The following is a 17,045-nucleotide window of genomic DNA, read 5'->3' on the forward strand; positions in this document are numbered from 1 at the left end:
TTCCGTCGTGCGCGGACACCTGCCGTACTCCCGTCACCGGTACCGCTTTTGAGGTCTAGACCACTGACGCAACGGCGGCGTTCCACGGACCGGACGGGCCGCCTCCCGCAGTAATGACCCAGTAACGGCACCTTCCTAGGGTGCGGGCACCTCGTACCTTCCCCCGGAGGAGTGCCCGATGCCCCTGCCCCGACCGCCCAGGCGCAGACGCGCCGTGTGGGCGGTGGCCTCGCTCGCCGCGGCCACCCTGCTGACCACTCCGCTGCCGGCCCTGGCCGCGGACTCCCCCTCGCCGACCCCTTCGGCCAAGGTCGACGCGGCCCTCACGAGCGCGGTGAAGGGCGGTGGCGACGCCACGTTCTTCGTCGTCCTGAAGGACCAGGCCGACCTGACCGGGGCGAAGAAGCAGAAGACGCACGCGAAGAAGGCCACGGCCGCCTACAGCGAACTGCGCGCGCACGCGACGACCTCGCAGCGCTCGCTGAACACCTTCCTCGACAAGAAGAAGGTCGGTCACGAGGACTACTGGATCACCAACACCGTCAAGGTCACCGGCGACCAGGCCCTCGTGAACGAGATCGCGAAGCGCTCGGACGTGGCATCGGTCGTCAAGCAGCACTCGTTCAAGCTCGACGACATCGAGACCTCCGACAAGAAGGTCACCGCCTCGCGCGCCGCCGCGCTGGGCACCGACTCGTCCGCCGACGGCACCGACGCACCGGCGTGGGGCGTCTCGGACATCAAGGCAGACCAGGTCTGGGACCAGTACCAGGACCGCGGCGAGGGCATCGTCATCGCCAACGTGGACTCGGGTGTGCAGTACGACCACCCCGACCTCGTCGCGAACTACCGCGGCAACAACGGCGACGGCACCTTCTCGCACGACTACAACTTCTACGACGCGAGCGGGCAGTGCCCGACGACCGCGCCGTGCGACAACAACGGCCACGGCACCCACACGATGGGCACGATGGTCGCCAAGAACGGCCTCGGTGTCGCGCCGAACGCCAAGTGGATCGCCGCCAAGGGCTGCGCCTCCGACATCTGCTACGACGACGAGCTGCTCGCCGCCGGTCAGTGGATCCTCGCGCCGACCGACCACAACGGTCAGAACCCGCGCCCGGACCTGGCCCCGAACATCGTCAACAACTCCTGGGGCAACAAGGACACGTCCACCCCGTTCTACCAGGACATCCTGGCGGCCTGGGACGCGGCGGGCATCTTCGAGGCGTTCGCGGCCGGCAACGACGGCGACGGCGTCACCTGCTCCACGACGCACCCGCCGGGCGCGCAGGCCGACTCCTACGGTGTCGGCGCCTACGACGTGAACGGCAAAATCGCCAACTTCTCCGGCTTCGGCCCCTCGCCGACCGACGGCAGCGAGAAGCCGAACATCTCGGCCCCGGGCGTCCAGATCCCGTCCACCTGGCCGGGCAGCTCGTACAACACCATCAACGGCACGTCGATGGCGACCCCTCACGTCGCGGGCGCGGTCGCGCTCCTGTGGTCGGCGGCCCCCTCGCTGATCGGCAACATCGAGGAGACCCGCAACCTCCTCAACGAGGGCGCGCGTGACGTCGACGACACCCACTGCGGTGGCACCGCCGGCATGAACTACGTGTGGGGCAACGGCAAGCTCGACATCCTCGCCTCCGTCGACAAGGCCCCGCACACCGCGGCCGTCGTCAGCGGCAGGGCCACCGACAAGGCGACCGGCGCCGCCCTGGCCAACATCACCGTGAAGTCCACCGACGCGGCCGGCGCGGTCCGCACGGTCACCACCAACACCGACGGCACCTACCGTCTGCCGCTGGCCGCCGGAACGTACTCCTTCGAGTTCAGCGGCTACGGCTACGGGAACGGCTCGGCCGCCGGTGTCACCCTGGCCGAGAGCCAGGCGTACGCCCAGGACATCGCGCTGACCGCGGTGCCCAGCCACCAGGTCTCCGGCATCGTCCGCGACGTCACCGGCAAGCCGCTGCCCGGCGCCACGGTCGAGCTGAACGGCACGCCGCTGCCCGCCGTCACGACCGACGCCAACGGCGCGTACGCCTTCAAGAAGGTGGCCGAGGGCTCCTACAGCCTGGCCGTGAAGCCCGCCGCCCCGGTCCTGTGCAACGGTGTCTACACCGGGGGCGCCACCGTCGGCACCGCCGACCTGACGAAGGACGTGCGGGTTCCCAACCGCACGGACAACTCCGGCAACATCTGCGCCCCGGCCGCGTACTCCTGGATCGCGGGTTCCAAGAAGGTCTCCCTGACCGGTGACGAGGACTCCGCCACCGTCTCGCTGCCCTTCCCGGTGAAGCACTACGGCGTCTCGTACTCCACCGCCTCGGTCACCACCGACGGTCTGGTCAACTTCCTGTCCGCGCGGGTCGGTGACTACAACAACACCGCTCTGCCGACGACCGGCGTCAACGGCGTGAAGGGCATCGTCGCCCCGCTGTGGGACGACCTGACGCTCGACAAGAAGTCCTCCGTGCAGACCGCCACCACCGGCACCAAGGGCAACCGCACCTTCGCCATCGTGTGGAACAACGCCGCCTACGCCAACGGCACCGCGGGCCGCGCCACCTTCGAGGCCGTGTTCGACGAGGCCACCGGAGCGGTGACCTTCCAGTACAAGAGCGTCCCCGACCAGGGCGCGGGCGCCACCGTCGGCCTCGCGAACCAGTCGGGCACCGACGCCTTCCAGTACGCGTACAACCAGCCCGTGATCGCCGCCGGCACCGCCGTCGTCTTCACCCAGGGAGCGAAGTAATGAGAGCCCAGCACTCCCGGCGGGCGCTTCAGCTCGCCGCCGGCCTCGTCGCGGCGGGTCTGTGCCTGACCGCGGCCCCGCAGGCCCTGGCCGCCGGCAGCGGCGGCGACGCGCCGATGAAGCTGACCAGCGCCCAGGCGAAGAAGCTCGCGGCCAACGTCAGCCTCGACCCGTACGTCAAGGCCGAGGACACCACCGGCACGCAGAAGGACGCCTCGGACGCGTCCGCGCCCGCCGCGAAGACCGGCCTCGCCGCCACCGCCGTCGACCCGTCCACCAAGGTCACCATGACCGCGAAGTCCACGCTGGAAGGCGTGCGCGGTCTGGGCGCCACGGTGCCGGTCGGCAAGAACGGCGCCTACTACTCCGTCAACAGCATGGGCAACGTCCAGCTCCACGCCGCCGACGGCAGCGAGACCTGGGCCCGCACCAGCAGCTCGTTCTACACGGACTGGCAGGTCAAGCCGCTCCAGGTGTGGCGCGTCGAGCCGTACCCGCCCCAGGTCCTCATGGGCTACAACGCGGTCACGCCGTTCTCGCCGAACTCGCAGTCCGGCTACTCCGCCGGTGACCTGACCGGCGACGGCGTTCCGGACCTGGTGTTCTCGGCCAAGGTCGGCGCCACCCCGTACCCGCGGGCCTTCACCTCCCCGGGCTCGGACCTGAGCACCGGCACCTTCGTGACGGTCCTCGACGGCAGGACCGGGGCCACGGTCTGGTCGAAGCTGTACAACTACGCCTCGATGGTCAAGATCGTGAACGGCACCCTGCTGATCGCCGACGCGCCCCGGATGAGCAGCGACGCGAAGGTCCCGGCCGACGCGACCGCCACCCTCACCGGCATCCGTTTCTCCGCGGGCGCCGACGGCAAGCTCACCCCGGCGCAGACCTGGTCCTTCGACACGAAGGAGACCCGGTACACCAACTGGGGCGACATCCAGGACCTCGGCAAGGGCAAGGTCGCCGTCTCCTGGAACCTCGCCAGGGCCGAGGGCGTCGACGGCCGCAGCCACACCGCTGTGCTCGACACCGCCGACGGGTCGGTCACCTGGCGGACCGACAGCGTGCTGTACAGCCGCATCATGCGCCTGGACGCCGGACGCAAGCGTCTCGTGGCCGTCGAGCAGTCGGACGTCAACGACGCGGTGCACTACGAGATCGCCGCGTACGACCTGAAGACCGGCCACCGCGCCACGCTGAGCGGCCGCGACAACGTGCTGCCCACCGCGCTGGCGGTCGGTGACCTCAAGGCGAAGGCGGGCGACGAGTACGCCGTCTCGGAGTCCTCGTTCGACGAGAACCTCTTCATCAACGCCAGCACCATCCGCGTCGTCAATGGCGACAACGCGGACAAGATCCTCTGGTCGAACACGACCAAGCGGGATCCCGAGAACGGCCACGACGCGCCCAGCACCTGGGGCCTCGGAGTCATCGACGGCAAGCTGGTCGCCTCCGCGCAGAACGACCGCGAGATGTTCGAGCCGGAGAACCGGGGCAGCCTGCGCTACGCCTCGCTCACCGTCTTCTCCGGCGGCGGCAAGGTCGCGTGGAAGTCCGAGGACGTCGCGGCCTCGCCCATGTTCCAGGACCTCTACACCGACGCCTCGGGCTCCCACGTCCGGGTGATCGACCAGGGCCAGAACATCCGCACCTTCAAGCTGGGCAACGGCAAGGCGGAGAACGTCACGCCGCTCCAGGGCGACATCGCGTATGCCAAGGGCGCCGACCTGAACAAGGACGGCAAGACCGATGTGGTGATGGGCGGCTCTTCCAACGGCGTCTGGGCCTACTCGGGTCCCTCGCTGGTCAACGGCAACAAGCCCGAGAAGCTGTGGCAGGCCACGGTCCCCGGCGCTGTCCACGACATCCAGGTCGGCGACGTCAACGGTGACGGCCAGCCCGAGATCGTCGTCGCGGCCGACACCGCGACGGTCGTCCTCAACGGCAGGAACGGCAAGACGCTCGCCACCATCGAGGCCGGCGAGGGCCAGTTCGTCCGCTCGGTGCAGCTCGCGGACCTCAACGGCGACGGCGAGCAGGACATCGTCGTCCCGACGGACGCGGTACGCGCCTACTACGGCGACGGCCACGCCATCTGGACGTACAACGCCCCCGAGGAGGCGGGCGACGTGCGCTTCGGCGACGTGTCCGTCAACGACGGCCGGGTGTACGCCGCGTACGCCACCCTGAACGCCTACCAGCAGTCGTCCCCGGTGACGACCGCGGTCGCGCTCAACGCCAAGAACGGCAAGGTCCACTGGTCCGCCGCGCCGAAGGCCCCCGGCAACGCGATCGACGGCGTACGCGGCCTCGACCCGAACCAGGGCGTCTTCGCGTCGAAGGAGATCCCGTACGCGGGCGGCCACGCCGTGGCCTACGTGTGGGTGGTCAACGCGCCCATCAACTTCGACGGCCAGCAGATGATCAGCCCGCAGAACTACTTCGAGATCCGTGACGGCCGGACCGGTGAGGTGCTGCACTCCCTGGTCTCGGGCGGTCTGTGGACGCACAACAACTTCTTCGCCAAGGACGGGGTGCTGTACGAGGCCGGCACGTCGTCGTTCCGGCGGTTCCGGGCGAACGGCGACGACAAGACGCAGCTGCTCACCCCCCAGACGTACAACGGTGGATTCATCACGGGGCCGGGCGGGCGTTCGCTCCTCGTCTCCGGCTCCGAGTCCAGCCTGTACCTCTTCGACCCCATCGTCGTCGACTCCGACGACTCCTGGGGCAACGGCGTCGGCAGCATCGGCAGCCTCGCGGGCGCCCGCAACTACTTCGCGGGCGACCTGGACGGGGACGGTGTCGACGAGGTCATGTCGCTGAACGGCGACGACGCCGGCCGGGACCGCTCGGCAGGCGAGTTCGGCGGCGGCTACTTCGTCACCGACAACGGCATCCACCAGGTCACGACGTACACCCTGTCCTGACCCCACACGAAGAAGCACCCTCCGACCCGCAGGAGCGGGTCGGAGGGTGCTTCTGTGCTGTGGAGCCTAGGAGATTCGAACTCCTGACATCTGCCTTGCAAAGGCAGCGCTCTACCAACTGAGCTAAGGCCCCGGAAAACGGGCAGCGCACGACCGCATGCGTCATGGGCCACCGCCGCAGACCAGACTACCGGCTACCCCCCGGAAACTTCCAAAAAGATAAGGCCTCCCGGTCTTCGACCACGCTCCGTAAGATGCACGACGAGGTTCGCAGCAGCGAAGCCGCAGCGAAGGGGAGACGCCATGGATGCAGCGCAGCAAGAGGCAACGGCCAGAGCGAGGGATCTTCAGCGCAGTTGGTACGGGGAGCCGCTGGGCGCGCTCTTCCGCCGGCTGATCGACGACCTCGGCCTCAACCAGGCCCGGCTCGCCGCGGTGCTCGGGCTCTCCGCCCCCATGCTCTCCCAGCTGATGAGCGGCCAGCGGGCGAAGATCGGCAATCCGGCGGTCGTCCAGCGCGTCCAGGCGCTCCAGGAGCTGGCCGGGCAGGTCGCGGACGGCAGCGTCAGCGCGGGGGAGGCCACCGAGCGCATGGAGGAGATCAAGAAGTCGCAGGGCGGTTCGGTGCTCACCGGCACCGGCCAGACCTCGACGACCGGCGGCGCGCCCACCGTGCGCCGGGTGGTGCGCGAGATCCAGTCGCTGCTGCGCTCCGTCGCGGCGGCCGGAGACATCATCGATGCCGCCGACTCCCTCGCCGCGACCCAGCCGGAGCTGGCAGAGTTCCTCAGGGTGTACGGGGCGGGCCGCACCGCGGAAGCGGTGGCGCACTACGAGGCCCACCAGAGCTAGCCGGACGCACGGCGTGCACGGGCGTACACGGACGGACCGGGACAGGGACGGAGAGCGGGCGCAGCGCGATGGGTGAGGTCTTCGCTGGTCGGTACGAGCTGGTCGATCCGATCGGACGCGGTGGGGTCGGCGCCGTCTGGCGCGCCTGGGACCACCGGCGCCGCCGCTATGTGGCGGCCAAGGTGCTCCAGCAGAGCGACGCGCACACGCTGCTGCGCTTCGTGCGCGAGCAGGCGCTGCGCATCGAGCACCCGCATGTGCTCGCCCCGGCGAGCTGGGCGGCGGACGACGACAAGGTCCTGTTCACCATGGACCTGGTGACCGGCGGTTCGCTGGCCCATGTCATCGGTGACTACGGGCCGTTGCCCCCGGCGTTCGTCTGCACGCTGCTCGACCAGCTGCTGTCCGGTCTGTCGACGGTGCACGCCGAGGGGGTCGTGCACCGGGACATCAAACCGGCCAACATCCTGCTGGAGGCGACGGGTACGGGCCGGCCGCACCTGCGGCTGTCCGACTTCGGCATCTCCATGCGCAAGGGCGAGCCCCGGCTGACCGAGACCAACTACGTGGTGGGGACGCCGGGTTATTTCGCGCCCGAGCAGATGATGGGCGCGGAACCGGACTTCCCCGCGGACCTGTTCGCGGTCGGCCTGGTCGCCCTGTATCTGCTCCAGGGGCAGAAGCCCGACTCCCAGGCCCTCGTGGAGCACTTCGCCAACTTCGGTACGCCCGGCGCCCCGCAGGGCATCCCCGAGCCGCTGTGGCAGGTCCTCGCGGGACTGCTCCAGCCGGACCCGCAGGCCCGGTTCCGTACGGCGACGGGCGCGCGCAAGGCGCTGGCGGCCGCGGCGGAGATGCTGCCCGAGCCGTCGGTGGACGACGAGCCGGTGGAGGTCTTCGACCAGATCGGCCCGCTGCCCGCCGGGTTCGGCCCGGAAGGACCGCTGCCGGCCGCGGGGCCGTCGGGCGGGCAGGGCGCGGGGACGCCGGCGGCGGGACAGCCGTTCACGGGGTCGGCGTTCACGGGGCAGCAGACCGGTGGGCAGCACGCCGGGGGACAGCCGACCGGGGGGCAGCAGACCGGCGGGCAGCAGCCGTACGCCTCCCCTCCGCCCTCGATGTCGGAGACCGGGAGCTTCCATCTCCCGCCGCCGCCCCAGCAGTCGGCCCCCGGTCCGTACCCGACGCCCACGGCCTCGACGTACGCCGCGCCGCCCCCGCAGGACCTCTCGCAGGCACCGACGGCTGCCGTACCGCAGGAGCAGCCGCTGACCCGCGCCTACACCGCGCAGCACCCGCTGGCCGCGCACACCCCGGCCGCACCGCAGGCCCCGCAGGCCCCGGCCGCCCACGCGGCCCCGGCGGCGCGGCCGGGACCGTCCCCCAAGGTGGCGGCCTCGGTGCTGCTGCTGGCGCTGGTCTGCTTCGCGGTGGGCATCTGGGCGTTCACCCAGGCCTGAGGCCTGATGCCGGGCCCTGAGACTTCGGGCCCGGCCCGGCTACCAGGCCTGCGGCGGCTGCCCGTACGGCGACTGGGCGGAGGCGGCGGAGGCGGAGCCGCCGGCCGCGCGGCGCCTGGCGAGCAGGGTCCAGGCGCCGAGGCCCAGGACCAGCACGGTGCCCGTCCCGACGCCCGCGGCGCCGATCAGCTTCATCGTGCCGCTCTCGTCGGCCGCCGCCTGCGGGCCGCTGCGGCCGGTGCGGGCGAGATCCTTGTCCTTCTTGGTGACGGCGAAGATGCCCGCGTCGCCCGCGTACGGCGATCCGCCCGCCTCACCGGTCACCTTCACGGACAGGGTCAGCGGGAACGGCTGGTCCCCGTACGCCTTGGCGACCTTCGGGCTCAGCGACACGGCCAGGTAGTACCAGCCCGCGAAGCGCATCCCGCTCACGTCGTCGGCCGAGGCCAGCCGGTTCACGTACGCGACGGGTGGCAGCGGGTCCAGCGAGACGGAGCCGGGCTTGCCGCTGTACGAGAGCGGCGAGGCCGCGTCGACATGGCCGCGGGCCGGATTGGCGAGGGAGAGCCCAAGGGCGTTCCCGACGAAGGCGTTCTTGCCGGACGCGGTGCTGTTGCCGAGGCCCACCGTGGTGAAGAGCTGCTGCCCCCAGTCCACCGGGACCCGGTAGAACAGCGTCTGCCCCGGGGCGATCTCGTCCTTCCACTCGCCCGTCCCCAGGCTCACCGCGTCGTAGTAACCCGCGCCGCCGTGGCGCCGGTTGTCGGTGGCGGGGGTGGGCGGGACCGGGGAGGCGGACGGCCATTGCGTGGGTGCCTGGGTGGGCATCGCCTGCCCGTCGGCGAGCGCGGGCTCGGCGTCGTAGCGCAGTTCCAGCTCCCACTCCTCGGTCGAGGAGGTGGCCGCGCTCTCCCGCTCGACCAGGACGTTGTACGTACCGGCGGCCTGGCAGGAACTGCTGTCCTTGTCCACGGTCCGGTAGGCGTACGCGGTGACCGGGTGCGGGAAGTCCGTCGAGCGGAAGTGGGCGTCCCCGGAGCTGCACCGCAGATCGGAGCCGTCCCTGATGCTGATCGAGACGCCGTCCCCGTAGGCGACCTTGCCGCCGGCCTTGGGCACGACGACGGCCGAGACGTAGGCGTTGGTCGTCGCGTCGAGGTTGAGGCGGTAGTAGAGCTTCTGCCCGGTCCCGATCGTGGAGCGGTAGACCGAACCGGCCGTCAGCTCCGACGCGTCGGTGTTCACCGCCGCACCGGCCACGGTCTTCGCACCCGGATCGAAGCCGTACCCGGCGTCCGCCGCGTACGCCTGCCCCGGCAGCGCCGCCACCGCGCACATCGCCGCGGCCGCCGCCAGCGCCACCCGGCCCCTGCTGCGCTGCCTCATCACGCGCTTCCCCTCGTCGTCCGTGCCGCTGCCCGGCGGCGACTGCGTCCCTGTGCGACCACGGCGGACACCCCGGCCGGGACGGCCGTACCGGCAGCAGCCGCGACGCCGGTCCATCCTGCCCCTCCCGCACCACCGCTGTCTGCGGACGCGATCGAATCGCCCGTCTTGTCCGCCGCTCCCGGGGCCGGAACCCCTCACGCCTTCGCTCAAGCAACGTAATGATTCGCTTACGTGAACCCAAGAGCACAGGCGTCACGGTCCCGCAACAGCACGAAGCCCCGGCCGCGTCAGCGACCGGGGCCCGTTACGGACTGTTCCGTCTCACACACCCGAACCTGCGGGCACGGAGTCGGTCGCCTCCGTCCACAGATCCTGCTCGGCGCGATCCGCCTGGATCTGGCGGTACACGAGGAGCCCGCCGATGGCGGCCAGTGCGACCAGGAGAAGCTTCTTCACCGCGCGACCTCGTCTTTCCTTGGCTTAAGGGACTTCTGCTGCCCGACTATACACATCGGCCGATATCGTCCGGTGACCTCCCCGCAACCCAACTGGCGCCTGCCGACGAGCGATCATCGCCGGAATATGCGTCTCCCGCCACGGCCGCCGGCCCCCTCTTCACAGGGCCTCCCCGGCCCGTCGCCGGCCCCGGTTGAACCATACGAGTGGTGTTCATCTGAAGAACGGCATATCGGCGGCGTCGCTCCACGCAATCGCGGGCCGGATCCACATCATCAGAAAGGTAAGCAAACCGGACCACCCGAAAGTGAGGGGCCATGAGCACCTTCAAGCCCAGGAACATCTGGACCGCCCTCGTCACCGCCTTCTTCGCCCTTCTCGCCGCACTCGGCTTCGCGAGCTCCACCGCCTCGGCCACGGAAGCCACGGTCACGGAGCCGGCGACCACGACCCAGAAGCACACGGCCCCGGTCCCCGCAACCGTGACCACCCCGTCGGTCCGATGGACCCTTCCGCGCGACCGGGCCCTTCCCCCCACGATGAAGCAGCGCATCCGGGCCGAGGCCCACGGCTCCTCCCCCGCCACCCGCCTCCTCGCCCCCGACACCCTGAACACCACGCACGCTCCCCACGGCACCCACGCCGGACCGGGCCACCCCTCCTCCCAGGACGGGGTCCCGCTACCCCCCTGAGCGCGCGGCACCACGCCACCACGAGGCCCCTGCACCGGAACCCCCGGCAGGGGCCTTCTTCATGCCCTCATGCCCTGGCCCGGCGGGGCTTTCTGCCCGTTCTGCGCGCCCCGGCCCGGCAGGGGCCTTCTTCATGCCCTCATCCCCTCGCCCGGCGGAAGGCGTGGAACAGCGCATCGTCCACGAGCCGGTTCGTGTACAGCCGCCGCGTGTCCCGCTCACCCAGGTTCTCCAGGGCCACGAGCACCAGCGCGCGATCGGTCCGCGCGGCCGACCGGAGGCGGACGACGTCCGCCCGCCCCAGCCCGTCGATCCCGTACGCCGCGCCCTCGGCCCCCACCACGACTCCCGGCCCTCTCACCTCCGCCACCGCACGCCGGAACTCCTCGGGCCGGGGCGCGGCGCCATGGGCCTCCGCCCTCTCCCGCTCGGCCGTCAGTACGGCGGTGATGTACGCGGCCGGACGGGCGGGACGCCACCCGGGGGCCATCCCGTGGAGTTCGGCGGCGATGTCCCGCGCGTCGAGCCCCCGGTCGATGAACGGCCGCAGCGCGTACGCGAGGCGGCGCAGCCCCTCCCGCTGCGTCCAGGCGACGAGCGGGCGCACCTGCCGGGCCACGGCGATGTCCCGGGCGACCTGGAACGGCGACCGCGAGGAAGCGCGCCCACGCGTGGTGTCGTTCTTCCTCCCTCTCGTATCAGGGGTGCGCAGGTCGTGGTGGGCGCCAGAAGAATGGGGCTCACGCCGACGCGGCGCATCCACCCCGTCCCGCTCCGGGGCGCGGGCCGCCCGCACCGCCCGCTCCCGCCCCTCCTCCGTGACCCCGCACACCCGCGCCCCGTACCCGCTGCCGTCGAGGCGGTGGCCCAGCGCGGCGTCGTACGCCGGCGGGATCGTGGCCGCGTAGACGGTCGCCGTACCCGCGTACCGCCGCCCCGGCAACCGCAGATTCCGCTTCGACCCGTGCCGCCGCCAGACGAGGGCGCCCAGTTCGCGCAGTACCCGCACATGCCGCTTCACGGTCGCCACCGAGACCCCGCACCGGACGGCGGTGCCTTCGAGGTCGTAGAGCACCAGCCCCCGCCGGTAGTCCATCCGCCCGGCCAGCTCCCGCGCGACGACCAGCGTCGTCGCCCCGCCCCGGCGATGCACCCCCGCCCCGACCAGCCACTCCACCGCCCGCAACCACGCCCCGGGCCGGGCCCGCCGGGAAGCGGTCGAGTCGATCTCCTGGCAGCGGCGGGGCACGGGAACCCATTCCGGTTCCGCATCCGTATCCGGGCACGACGAAGAAGCGCAGCACGAAGCCGCGCCGGTGGCATGGCGCATCACATTTCCGTGGTTCTTGGGGCGGGCGGGGCCCGTTTCCGGACGGCTCAGGACGTGGGCGTACTCACCACACGGGCCCCGGCCCTACGAGCGACGACGAATCTTCACAGCGGATTCCGGCCGACGGGGGGAACAGCCCGCCGGCCGCTATGGCCGGGTGGTCTCTACACCGCTCGGCCGTTCCTGTTCACCGGCAGGCCCCTGCGCCTCCCGACCGACCCGGCGGCGCTGCGCTCCGCTCTGGCCCGTACCGATCTGCTGGGCACGCGCAGCGGAGATCCCGCCGAGGAGTTCCCCGATCTCCCTCCACGTCCTGCCCTGCTTCTTGAGGGCGTTGACCCGCTGCTGGCGAAGTTCTCGCAGCCGCGCCTGATACCCGGGCCAGTCCGCCAGGACGCGAGTCAAAGCCAGGGCACAGGCCTCGTCGTCCTCGATGTCATCGAACGCCGCGACAGCTTCCACCAGGCGTCTCACCTCCCCGACCTGCTCAAGATCGTCCGCCATGCCCGCGCTCCCTCCTGCGGCGCGGGCAACACGATCCTAAACCCCAGGCTTGACGTTCATCAAGCCCAGGGTTTAGCTTCGTTCCCGCGAGGCCGCCACCGGTCCCGTACCAACAGAAGAGCCCCGGCCCGGAGTTCGCACCTCCACATGGCCGGGGCCAGTCAGAGCCCTGGCATCACCAGGAGACCGACCGTGCACCATCCTTCCACCCCGGGAACGGAGCGGGCATCACCACGATGTCTCGTGCGTTCCGGCCCACGGCACGTGAAGTCGCGGCACCATGAGCGAAGCACGGCCGTAGAAACTCACGCAAACCCTGACCAGCGGAGACAGCCATGGCCTTACATTTCATCGCGAAGGACCCCGAGACCAACGGCGATCACTGCCCCACGGTCTGGTTCGACGACGCGAATCAGGAGTTCGTCATCCAAGGGTGGACCGCGGACGAGAAGCTGACCGCGCAGTGCCTGGAGTCAGGCCCGATCCCGGACAACGAGGCGGTGGTGCGGCTGCCTGCCCGCATGGCCGACGCGCTGAAGGCGGTGCTCGATGTCGCAGCTCGTCCTGCCGCCGTTCGCTGACCTCCTGGCTCAGTGCACCACCTCAGCCGTCCACCTGGAAACCCGGGATGTCTACGCGGTCGACGAGGAGGACCAGGGGCTGAAGGACTGGCGCGCGGGTGAGCTGGCCGACGTCGACGACCCGACCTCATGGTGGGGGCACTTCCACGACGCGGTCGGGGCGGCTGTCGATCGTGGTGTCTCCGTCCAGCGCGCTCGGGTCATCAGCACGCCGGCGACCGAGTACATCCGGTTCGAGCACGCGTGCACCGGACGCAACGTCGCCGCCGGCGAGGACGTTCGCTGGCTTCCCAGGGAGCATGCGGTCGGGCTCCTCCTTCCAGCGCACGACTTCTGGCTGTTCGACGGGCGCCTGATCCGGTGGCACCACTTCGCCGGTGACGGCACGCACCTGCGGGATGTGCTCGACGACCGGGCGGAGGTCGCGGAGCAGACGGCTGCGGCCTTTCGCACGGTATGGGAACGGGCCGTACCGCACCAGGAGTTCACGATCACCTGATGGCTTCCGCTTCTCCGTCAGCCCGCGTCCAGGAGGTACGCGACCGCATCGCGGTGCGCCTGCGCGCCCTCCGCCAGGACGCGGGCCTGACGGGGCAGCAACTCGCCGAACGCACAGGGTGGCACGGGTCCAAGGTGAGCCGTCTCCAGAGCGGACGGTCCCACCCGAGCGACGACGACATCCGGGCCTGGTGTCGCGCCTGCGGGGCAGACGACGAGGCCACAGACCTCATCGCCGCAAGCCGCCAGGCGCAGCAGATGTACACCGAGTGGCGCCGCGTGCAGCGCACCGGCCTACGGGCGGTCCAGCAGGCACGGCGCCCGCTGTACGAGCGTACGAGAACCATGCGGGTGTACTGCAGCAACGTCATCCCCGGCATGCTTCAGACTCGGGCCTACGCAACCGCGCTTCTTTCGGAGATCGCCCGGTTCAGCGGCACCCCTGACGACTCTGCCGCAGCTGCCGATGCCCGTCTCGAACGGTCGCAGATCATCCGCCGTCCCGGCCGACGCTTCCCGATCCTCATCGAGGAGAGCGTCCTGCGGCGCCGGATCGGCGGACCGGACGTCATGGCCGAGCAACTCAGCCACTTGCTTCAGGCAGCGACTCTGCCCTCCGTAACCCTGGGCATCGTCCCCGCACGTGCTGCCGTGATGTGGCCGCTGGAGACATTCACGATCTTCGATACCGAGCAGGTGGCGGTAGAACTTCTGACGGCCGCGATCACCGTTACGGCTCCGTCCGAGGTAGCGCAGTACCTGGCGGCCCACGAGGAACTGACAGCAGCCGCAGAGCAGGGGCCAGGTGCCTCACGGCTGATTGCGCAGGCGCTCTCCGTGCTCACGTAGAAACACGTAGAAACTCCGTCCCGCGCGACGGTGACCGCTCCTACGGTCGATCACGTCCACCGACCGCAAGCGGGGAAACACCATGACCACCGCAGTACCCCTCCCGGATCCCACCACACTGTCCGACGCCCAACAGCGCGGTGCGTCCTGCGTCTGGTGCGCGGCCCCACTGGCCAACACGGCGGCCCACGACCTCGGCCCCCGCCCGATCGCGGTCTCCGGCTCCGCCGTGCACTGGTTTCCTCGCTGCTGCTCCACCTGCCGAAGGGAACGGGCATGACATCGACGAAGTCCCCGAAGACATGCTCCGACAAGGCCTACCGCGCACTGATCGGCCACACCTCCACGTGCCCCGCCTGCCGTACCGGAGCCGCGTGCCCCACCGCCGCGCACCTCGGCCGGGCCTGGAAGGCGGCCCGGTGACCCTCTGCCCCCTCGGCCACGACCACCCCCTCTCCTTCGACCACGAGGGCGAGGCCTACTGCGAAGAACACAGGATCAGGCTCCAGTGGCACCCCGCCCCGGCAACCCCTCCCGAACCCGGAACGAGCCCGCGCACCGCGCCCGACACCGCACCGGACGCGTAACCCGCGAGCACCCCGCCACAGGCCCCCCCTCACCCCCACGTACGCCCCCGCCGGACCCCGCGTACGAGGAGAACAAGGACCACGCGGACGGCCATGAACACGGCCGTCACGGCGAGCACGTACGAGACAGCCTCCAGGACCGTGGTCCAGGCGCCGGGGACGTCGAGCAGGACGGCGAGTTCGCCCAGGGCCGTCGACAGGCCGAACATGAACGGGAGCCATCGCCAGTGGGTCCGCGCACCCGGCCGGACCGGGCGGGACGACCGCACGCGCCGGCGGCGGGCCAGAAGGTCCAGGACGACGCTCAGCACCATCAGGAACACCGGCACCCAGAGATCCGACCAGACGACCTCGACCTGCATGAACGCTCCCCCTCGGACGACCGGGCGGCCTCCGTTTGCTGTGCGGCTCGCAGGATTCGGCCCTGTGGCCTCATCCTTATCAGGTCGATCCTGAAGGCCGTCGACGTCGATCAGTCGGTCGTGGGGCTCGGCCGATCGTCCACTGAGGTCCGGGGTCGACCGCTGCTGCTCGCGCTTGTTGGTGTCAGCCGCTGGTGTCAGCCGCCGTGCGCGGTCTTGACAAGCGCCGCTCTTCTGGAGCTGTCAGAGGCAGGCTTTCGCGCTTCTCCGACGCAGATCGTCGGCAATCTGCGCTACCGAGCTTTCCGCCACGATGCCGCTGTCGAGGCCGCAGGTGTAGCGCACCACGGTTTGTTGCGTCGGGCGGGCCCGGCTGCTCTGCGCAGCCAGGCCCGCGTCAGGATCAGGACTTGACGAGAGTGATGTCGGTGCTCGAGAAGCCGGTGTTGACGGTCACCGGGTAGTCAGGGTCGTCCGCCCTGCCGACGCCCCGGAGTACGGCGGCGCCGGGCTTGAAGGACGCGGTGGGATCGATGTTGCTGGGGAAGGAGACGGTCCACGGGACCGGAGCCCCGGGCTCGCAGACGACGACCAGGTCCTCATGCGAGCCGGACGCGGTTCCACTCTTCTGCGTCTGGTAGGCGCTGGCAGTGAGGGTGATGCGGGCTGGCTTGTTGCAGGTCACCGCGCCGCCGGCAGTGATCTCGCCGGTGTGGGTGTCGACCGTGCCCGTGGTGTTCAGACTCATGCCGATGGCGAGCTCCGCCGGCGGCTCGGCCATACGGGCGTGGAACTCGCCGCGCACGGGCAGCGTGGAGCCGCTGCAATACCGCTCGAAGGTGGCGTCGATCTCGCTGATGTAGCCGTAGGGGCCGTAGGCGATGTGGGAGATGGTGAAGGAGCCGGTGCCGGTGTCGCAGTACCGGTCGGTCGAACTGAGCTCCAGCTTGGGGTCCTCCGGCTGGGCGTTGGGCCAGCTGGAGGCGTTGGTGTATGTGGTGCCGGACGTCAGCTTCTGGCCGTAGGGGGCTTCCATGTGCAGGTACCAGCGCTCGCCCTCGGGCGTCACGACCGTGGTGCCCACGGCGGACTCGGAGACCGGCCCCGAGATGTCGAACATCTCGGTCGTCTCGGGCGTGTAGCTGTACGACTGGCCGCCGGAGATGTACTCGCCCGGTTCCCCGCTGAAGCTGAGTGATCCCGTCACCGCCTCGTGGGCCTCCGCCGTGCCCGTCAGCGGTGCCGCCGTCACCGCCAGGGCCACGGCCGCCGTGAGGACGGCCGCCGTACGGGCCAGGCTGAGGCCCAGCACGCTGCTTCTCATCAAGCTTCTCCTTCATAAGGAGCGGTCCCAGTCCTGATGGACCGGGCTGTACCACGCACATGGCTACCGAATGTCAGGTACCGATCAAATCGGACTGAGGGGGGCGGCGAATGATCTCCTCGGCAGCACGAGTGGGAACCTAACACCCGCCTCTGACAGCGGGCCGAAGGCAGGAGCGCAGCGCGCAGCGGAGCGCAGCCGGGGCCTTGATGAGGTGGAGAAACCTGTGACTGGACGTCCACACCCACGTGGTGGGCGACGGGGAGCGGGAAGCCGCGACGATGCTCGCGGAACTCTGGAAGATCCACTGATCGGCCGATGTCAGCCGTAGATGCAGAAGACCACCTACTCACGTGAGTAGGTGGTCTTCGTGCTGGTGGGGCTAACAGGATTTGAACCTGTGGCCTCATCCTTATCAGGGATGCGCTCTAACCAACTGAGCTATAGCCCCGCCGCGCTTTTGCGTC

17 protein-coding genes and 2 tRNA genes are annotated in these 17,045 nt (G+C 70.3%); 11 read left to right on the forward strand and 8 right to left on the reverse strand.

The genetic code is table 11. The features are described 5' to 3' along the window. Positions 1–178 precede the first annotated feature (178 nt). Positions 179–2,764, forward strand: coding sequence for a S8 family serine peptidase (locus ACFVDM_RS01330; RefSeq protein ID WP_383631315.1), 2,586 nt, complete (start codon positions 179–181; stop codon positions 2,762–2,764). Then, positions 2,764–5,694 (forward strand): FG-GAP repeat domain-containing protein, encoded by a 2,931-nt coding sequence (locus ACFVDM_RS01335; protein ID WP_383631318.1) that lies wholly within the window; start codon positions 2,764–2,766, stop codon positions 5,692–5,694. Before ACFVDM_RS01330 ends, ACFVDM_RS01335 begins: the two co-directional genes overlap by 1 nt. A 60-nt stretch (positions 5,695–5,754) precedes the next feature. On the opposite strand, the gene ACFVDM_RS01340 is transcribed toward ACFVDM_RS01335, so the two are convergent. Then, positions 5,755–5,827 (reverse strand) — tRNA-Ala (locus ACFVDM_RS01340). A gap of 170 nt (positions 5,828–5,997) precedes the next feature. Between ACFVDM_RS01340 and ACFVDM_RS01345 the strand changes: the two genes are divergently transcribed. Both ACFVDM_RS01345 and ACFVDM_RS01350 read left to right on the forward strand, forming a co-directional pair. Then, the gene (locus ACFVDM_RS01345; RefSeq protein WP_383631321.1) at positions 5,998–6,546 is read left to right on the forward strand and encodes a helix-turn-helix domain-containing protein; all 549 of its coding nucleotides are present in this window, start codon (positions 5,998–6,000) and stop codon (positions 6,544–6,546) included. Between the two features lie 68 nt (positions 6,547–6,614). Beyond that, positions 6,615–8,006, forward strand: coding sequence for a protein kinase (locus tag ACFVDM_RS01350; protein WP_383631324.1), 1,392 nt, complete (start codon positions 6,615–6,617; stop codon positions 8,004–8,006). 39 nt (positions 8,007–8,045) lie between these two features. Here ACFVDM_RS01350 and ACFVDM_RS01355 read toward each other — a convergent pair whose 3' ends face one another. Then, positions 8,046–9,392: a hypothetical protein gene (locus tag ACFVDM_RS01355; RefSeq protein ID WP_383631327.1), complete on the reverse strand. Its 1,347-nt coding sequence runs from the start codon at positions 9,390–9,392 to the stop codon at positions 8,046–8,048. A gap of 324 nt (positions 9,393–9,716) precedes the next feature. Next, positions 9,717–9,851 (reverse strand): DLW-39 family protein, encoded by a 135-nt coding sequence (locus ACFVDM_RS01360; RefSeq protein WP_003958712.1) that lies wholly within the window; start codon positions 9,849–9,851, stop codon positions 9,717–9,719. 317 nt (positions 9,852–10,168) lie between these two features. On the opposite strand from ACFVDM_RS01360, the gene ACFVDM_RS01365 reads away from it, so the two are divergent. After that, positions 10,169–10,543, forward strand: coding sequence for a DUF6344 domain-containing protein (locus tag ACFVDM_RS01365; RefSeq protein ID WP_383631330.1), 375 nt, complete (start codon positions 10,169–10,171; stop codon positions 10,541–10,543). Positions 10,544–10,682: 139 nt separating this feature from the next. Here ACFVDM_RS01365 and ACFVDM_RS01370 read toward each other — a convergent pair whose 3' ends face one another. Together ACFVDM_RS01370 and ACFVDM_RS01375 are read right to left on the reverse strand one after the other, a co-directional pair. Further along, a complete protein-coding gene (locus ACFVDM_RS01370; protein ID WP_383631333.1) occupies positions 10,683–11,792 on the reverse strand; it encodes a cell wall protein in 1,110 nt (369 codons plus the stop codon). A 228-nt stretch (positions 11,793–12,020) separates the two neighbouring features. Next, on the reverse strand, positions 12,021–12,377 hold the full coding sequence (locus tag ACFVDM_RS01375) for a hypothetical protein (RefSeq protein WP_383631336.1): 357 nt from the start codon (positions 12,375–12,377) through the stop codon (positions 12,021–12,023). A 335-nt stretch (positions 12,378–12,712) separates the two neighbouring features. Here ACFVDM_RS01375 and ACFVDM_RS01380 point away from each other — a divergent pair, with 335 nt between their 5' ends. From ACFVDM_RS01380 to ACFVDM_RS01405, 6 genes are all read left to right on the forward strand, one after another. Further along, positions 12,713–12,958, forward strand: coding sequence for a hypothetical protein (locus ACFVDM_RS01380; protein WP_383631339.1), 246 nt, complete (start codon positions 12,713–12,715; stop codon positions 12,956–12,958). Then, positions 12,927–13,457 (forward strand): DUF6879 family protein, encoded by a 531-nt coding sequence (locus ACFVDM_RS01385; RefSeq protein WP_383631342.1) that lies wholly within the window; start codon positions 12,927–12,929, stop codon positions 13,455–13,457. Before ACFVDM_RS01380 ends, ACFVDM_RS01385 begins: the two co-directional genes overlap by 32 nt. Beyond that, positions 13,457–14,305, forward strand: coding sequence for a helix-turn-helix domain-containing protein (locus ACFVDM_RS01390; protein WP_383631345.1), 849 nt, complete (start codon positions 13,457–13,459; stop codon positions 14,303–14,305). The genes ACFVDM_RS01385 and ACFVDM_RS01390 overlap by 1 nt, the downstream gene beginning before the upstream one ends. An 82-nt stretch (positions 14,306–14,387) precedes the next feature. Next, entirely contained in the window at positions 14,388–14,585 is a 198-nt protein-coding gene (locus ACFVDM_RS01395) for a hypothetical protein (protein WP_383631348.1), read from the forward strand. Then, complete coding sequence (locus tag ACFVDM_RS01400) at positions 14,582–14,728, forward strand: hypothetical protein (protein ID WP_383631350.1); 147 nt, start codon at positions 14,582–14,584, stop codon at positions 14,726–14,728. Before ACFVDM_RS01395 ends, ACFVDM_RS01400 begins: the two co-directional genes overlap by 4 nt. Then, complete coding sequence (locus tag ACFVDM_RS01405; RefSeq protein WP_383631353.1) at positions 14,725–14,892, forward strand: hypothetical protein; 168 nt, start codon at positions 14,725–14,727, stop codon at positions 14,890–14,892. The genes ACFVDM_RS01400 and ACFVDM_RS01405 overlap by 4 nt, the downstream gene beginning before the upstream one ends. Positions 14,893–14,921: 29 nt before the next feature. Here ACFVDM_RS01405 and ACFVDM_RS01410 read toward each other — a convergent pair whose 3' ends face one another. The 3 genes from ACFVDM_RS01410 to ACFVDM_RS01420 all read right to left on the reverse strand — a co-directional run bounded on the left by ACFVDM_RS01410 (position 14,922) and on the right by ACFVDM_RS01420 (position 17,029). Then, positions 14,922–15,254 carry a hypothetical protein gene (locus tag ACFVDM_RS01410; protein WP_383631356.1) on the reverse strand — a complete coding sequence of 111 codons (333 nt, stop codon included), beginning with the start codon at positions 15,252–15,254 and terminating at the stop codon, positions 14,922–14,924. 403 nt (positions 15,255–15,657) lie between these two features. Beyond that, positions 15,658–16,578: a hypothetical protein gene (locus tag ACFVDM_RS01415; RefSeq protein WP_383631358.1), complete on the reverse strand. Its 921-nt coding sequence runs from the start codon at positions 16,576–16,578 to the stop codon at positions 15,658–15,660. Between the two features lie 374 nt (positions 16,579–16,952). Then, positions 16,953–17,029: transfer RNA gene (locus tag ACFVDM_RS01420), tRNA-Ile, on the reverse strand. Positions 17,030–17,045 lie beyond the last annotated feature (16 nt).

The sequence above is a fragment of the Streptomyces sp. NPDC057682 genome, assembly GCF_042799575.1.
Taxonomy (GTDB): Bacteria; Actinomycetota; Actinomycetes; order Streptomycetales; family Streptomycetaceae; genus Streptomyces.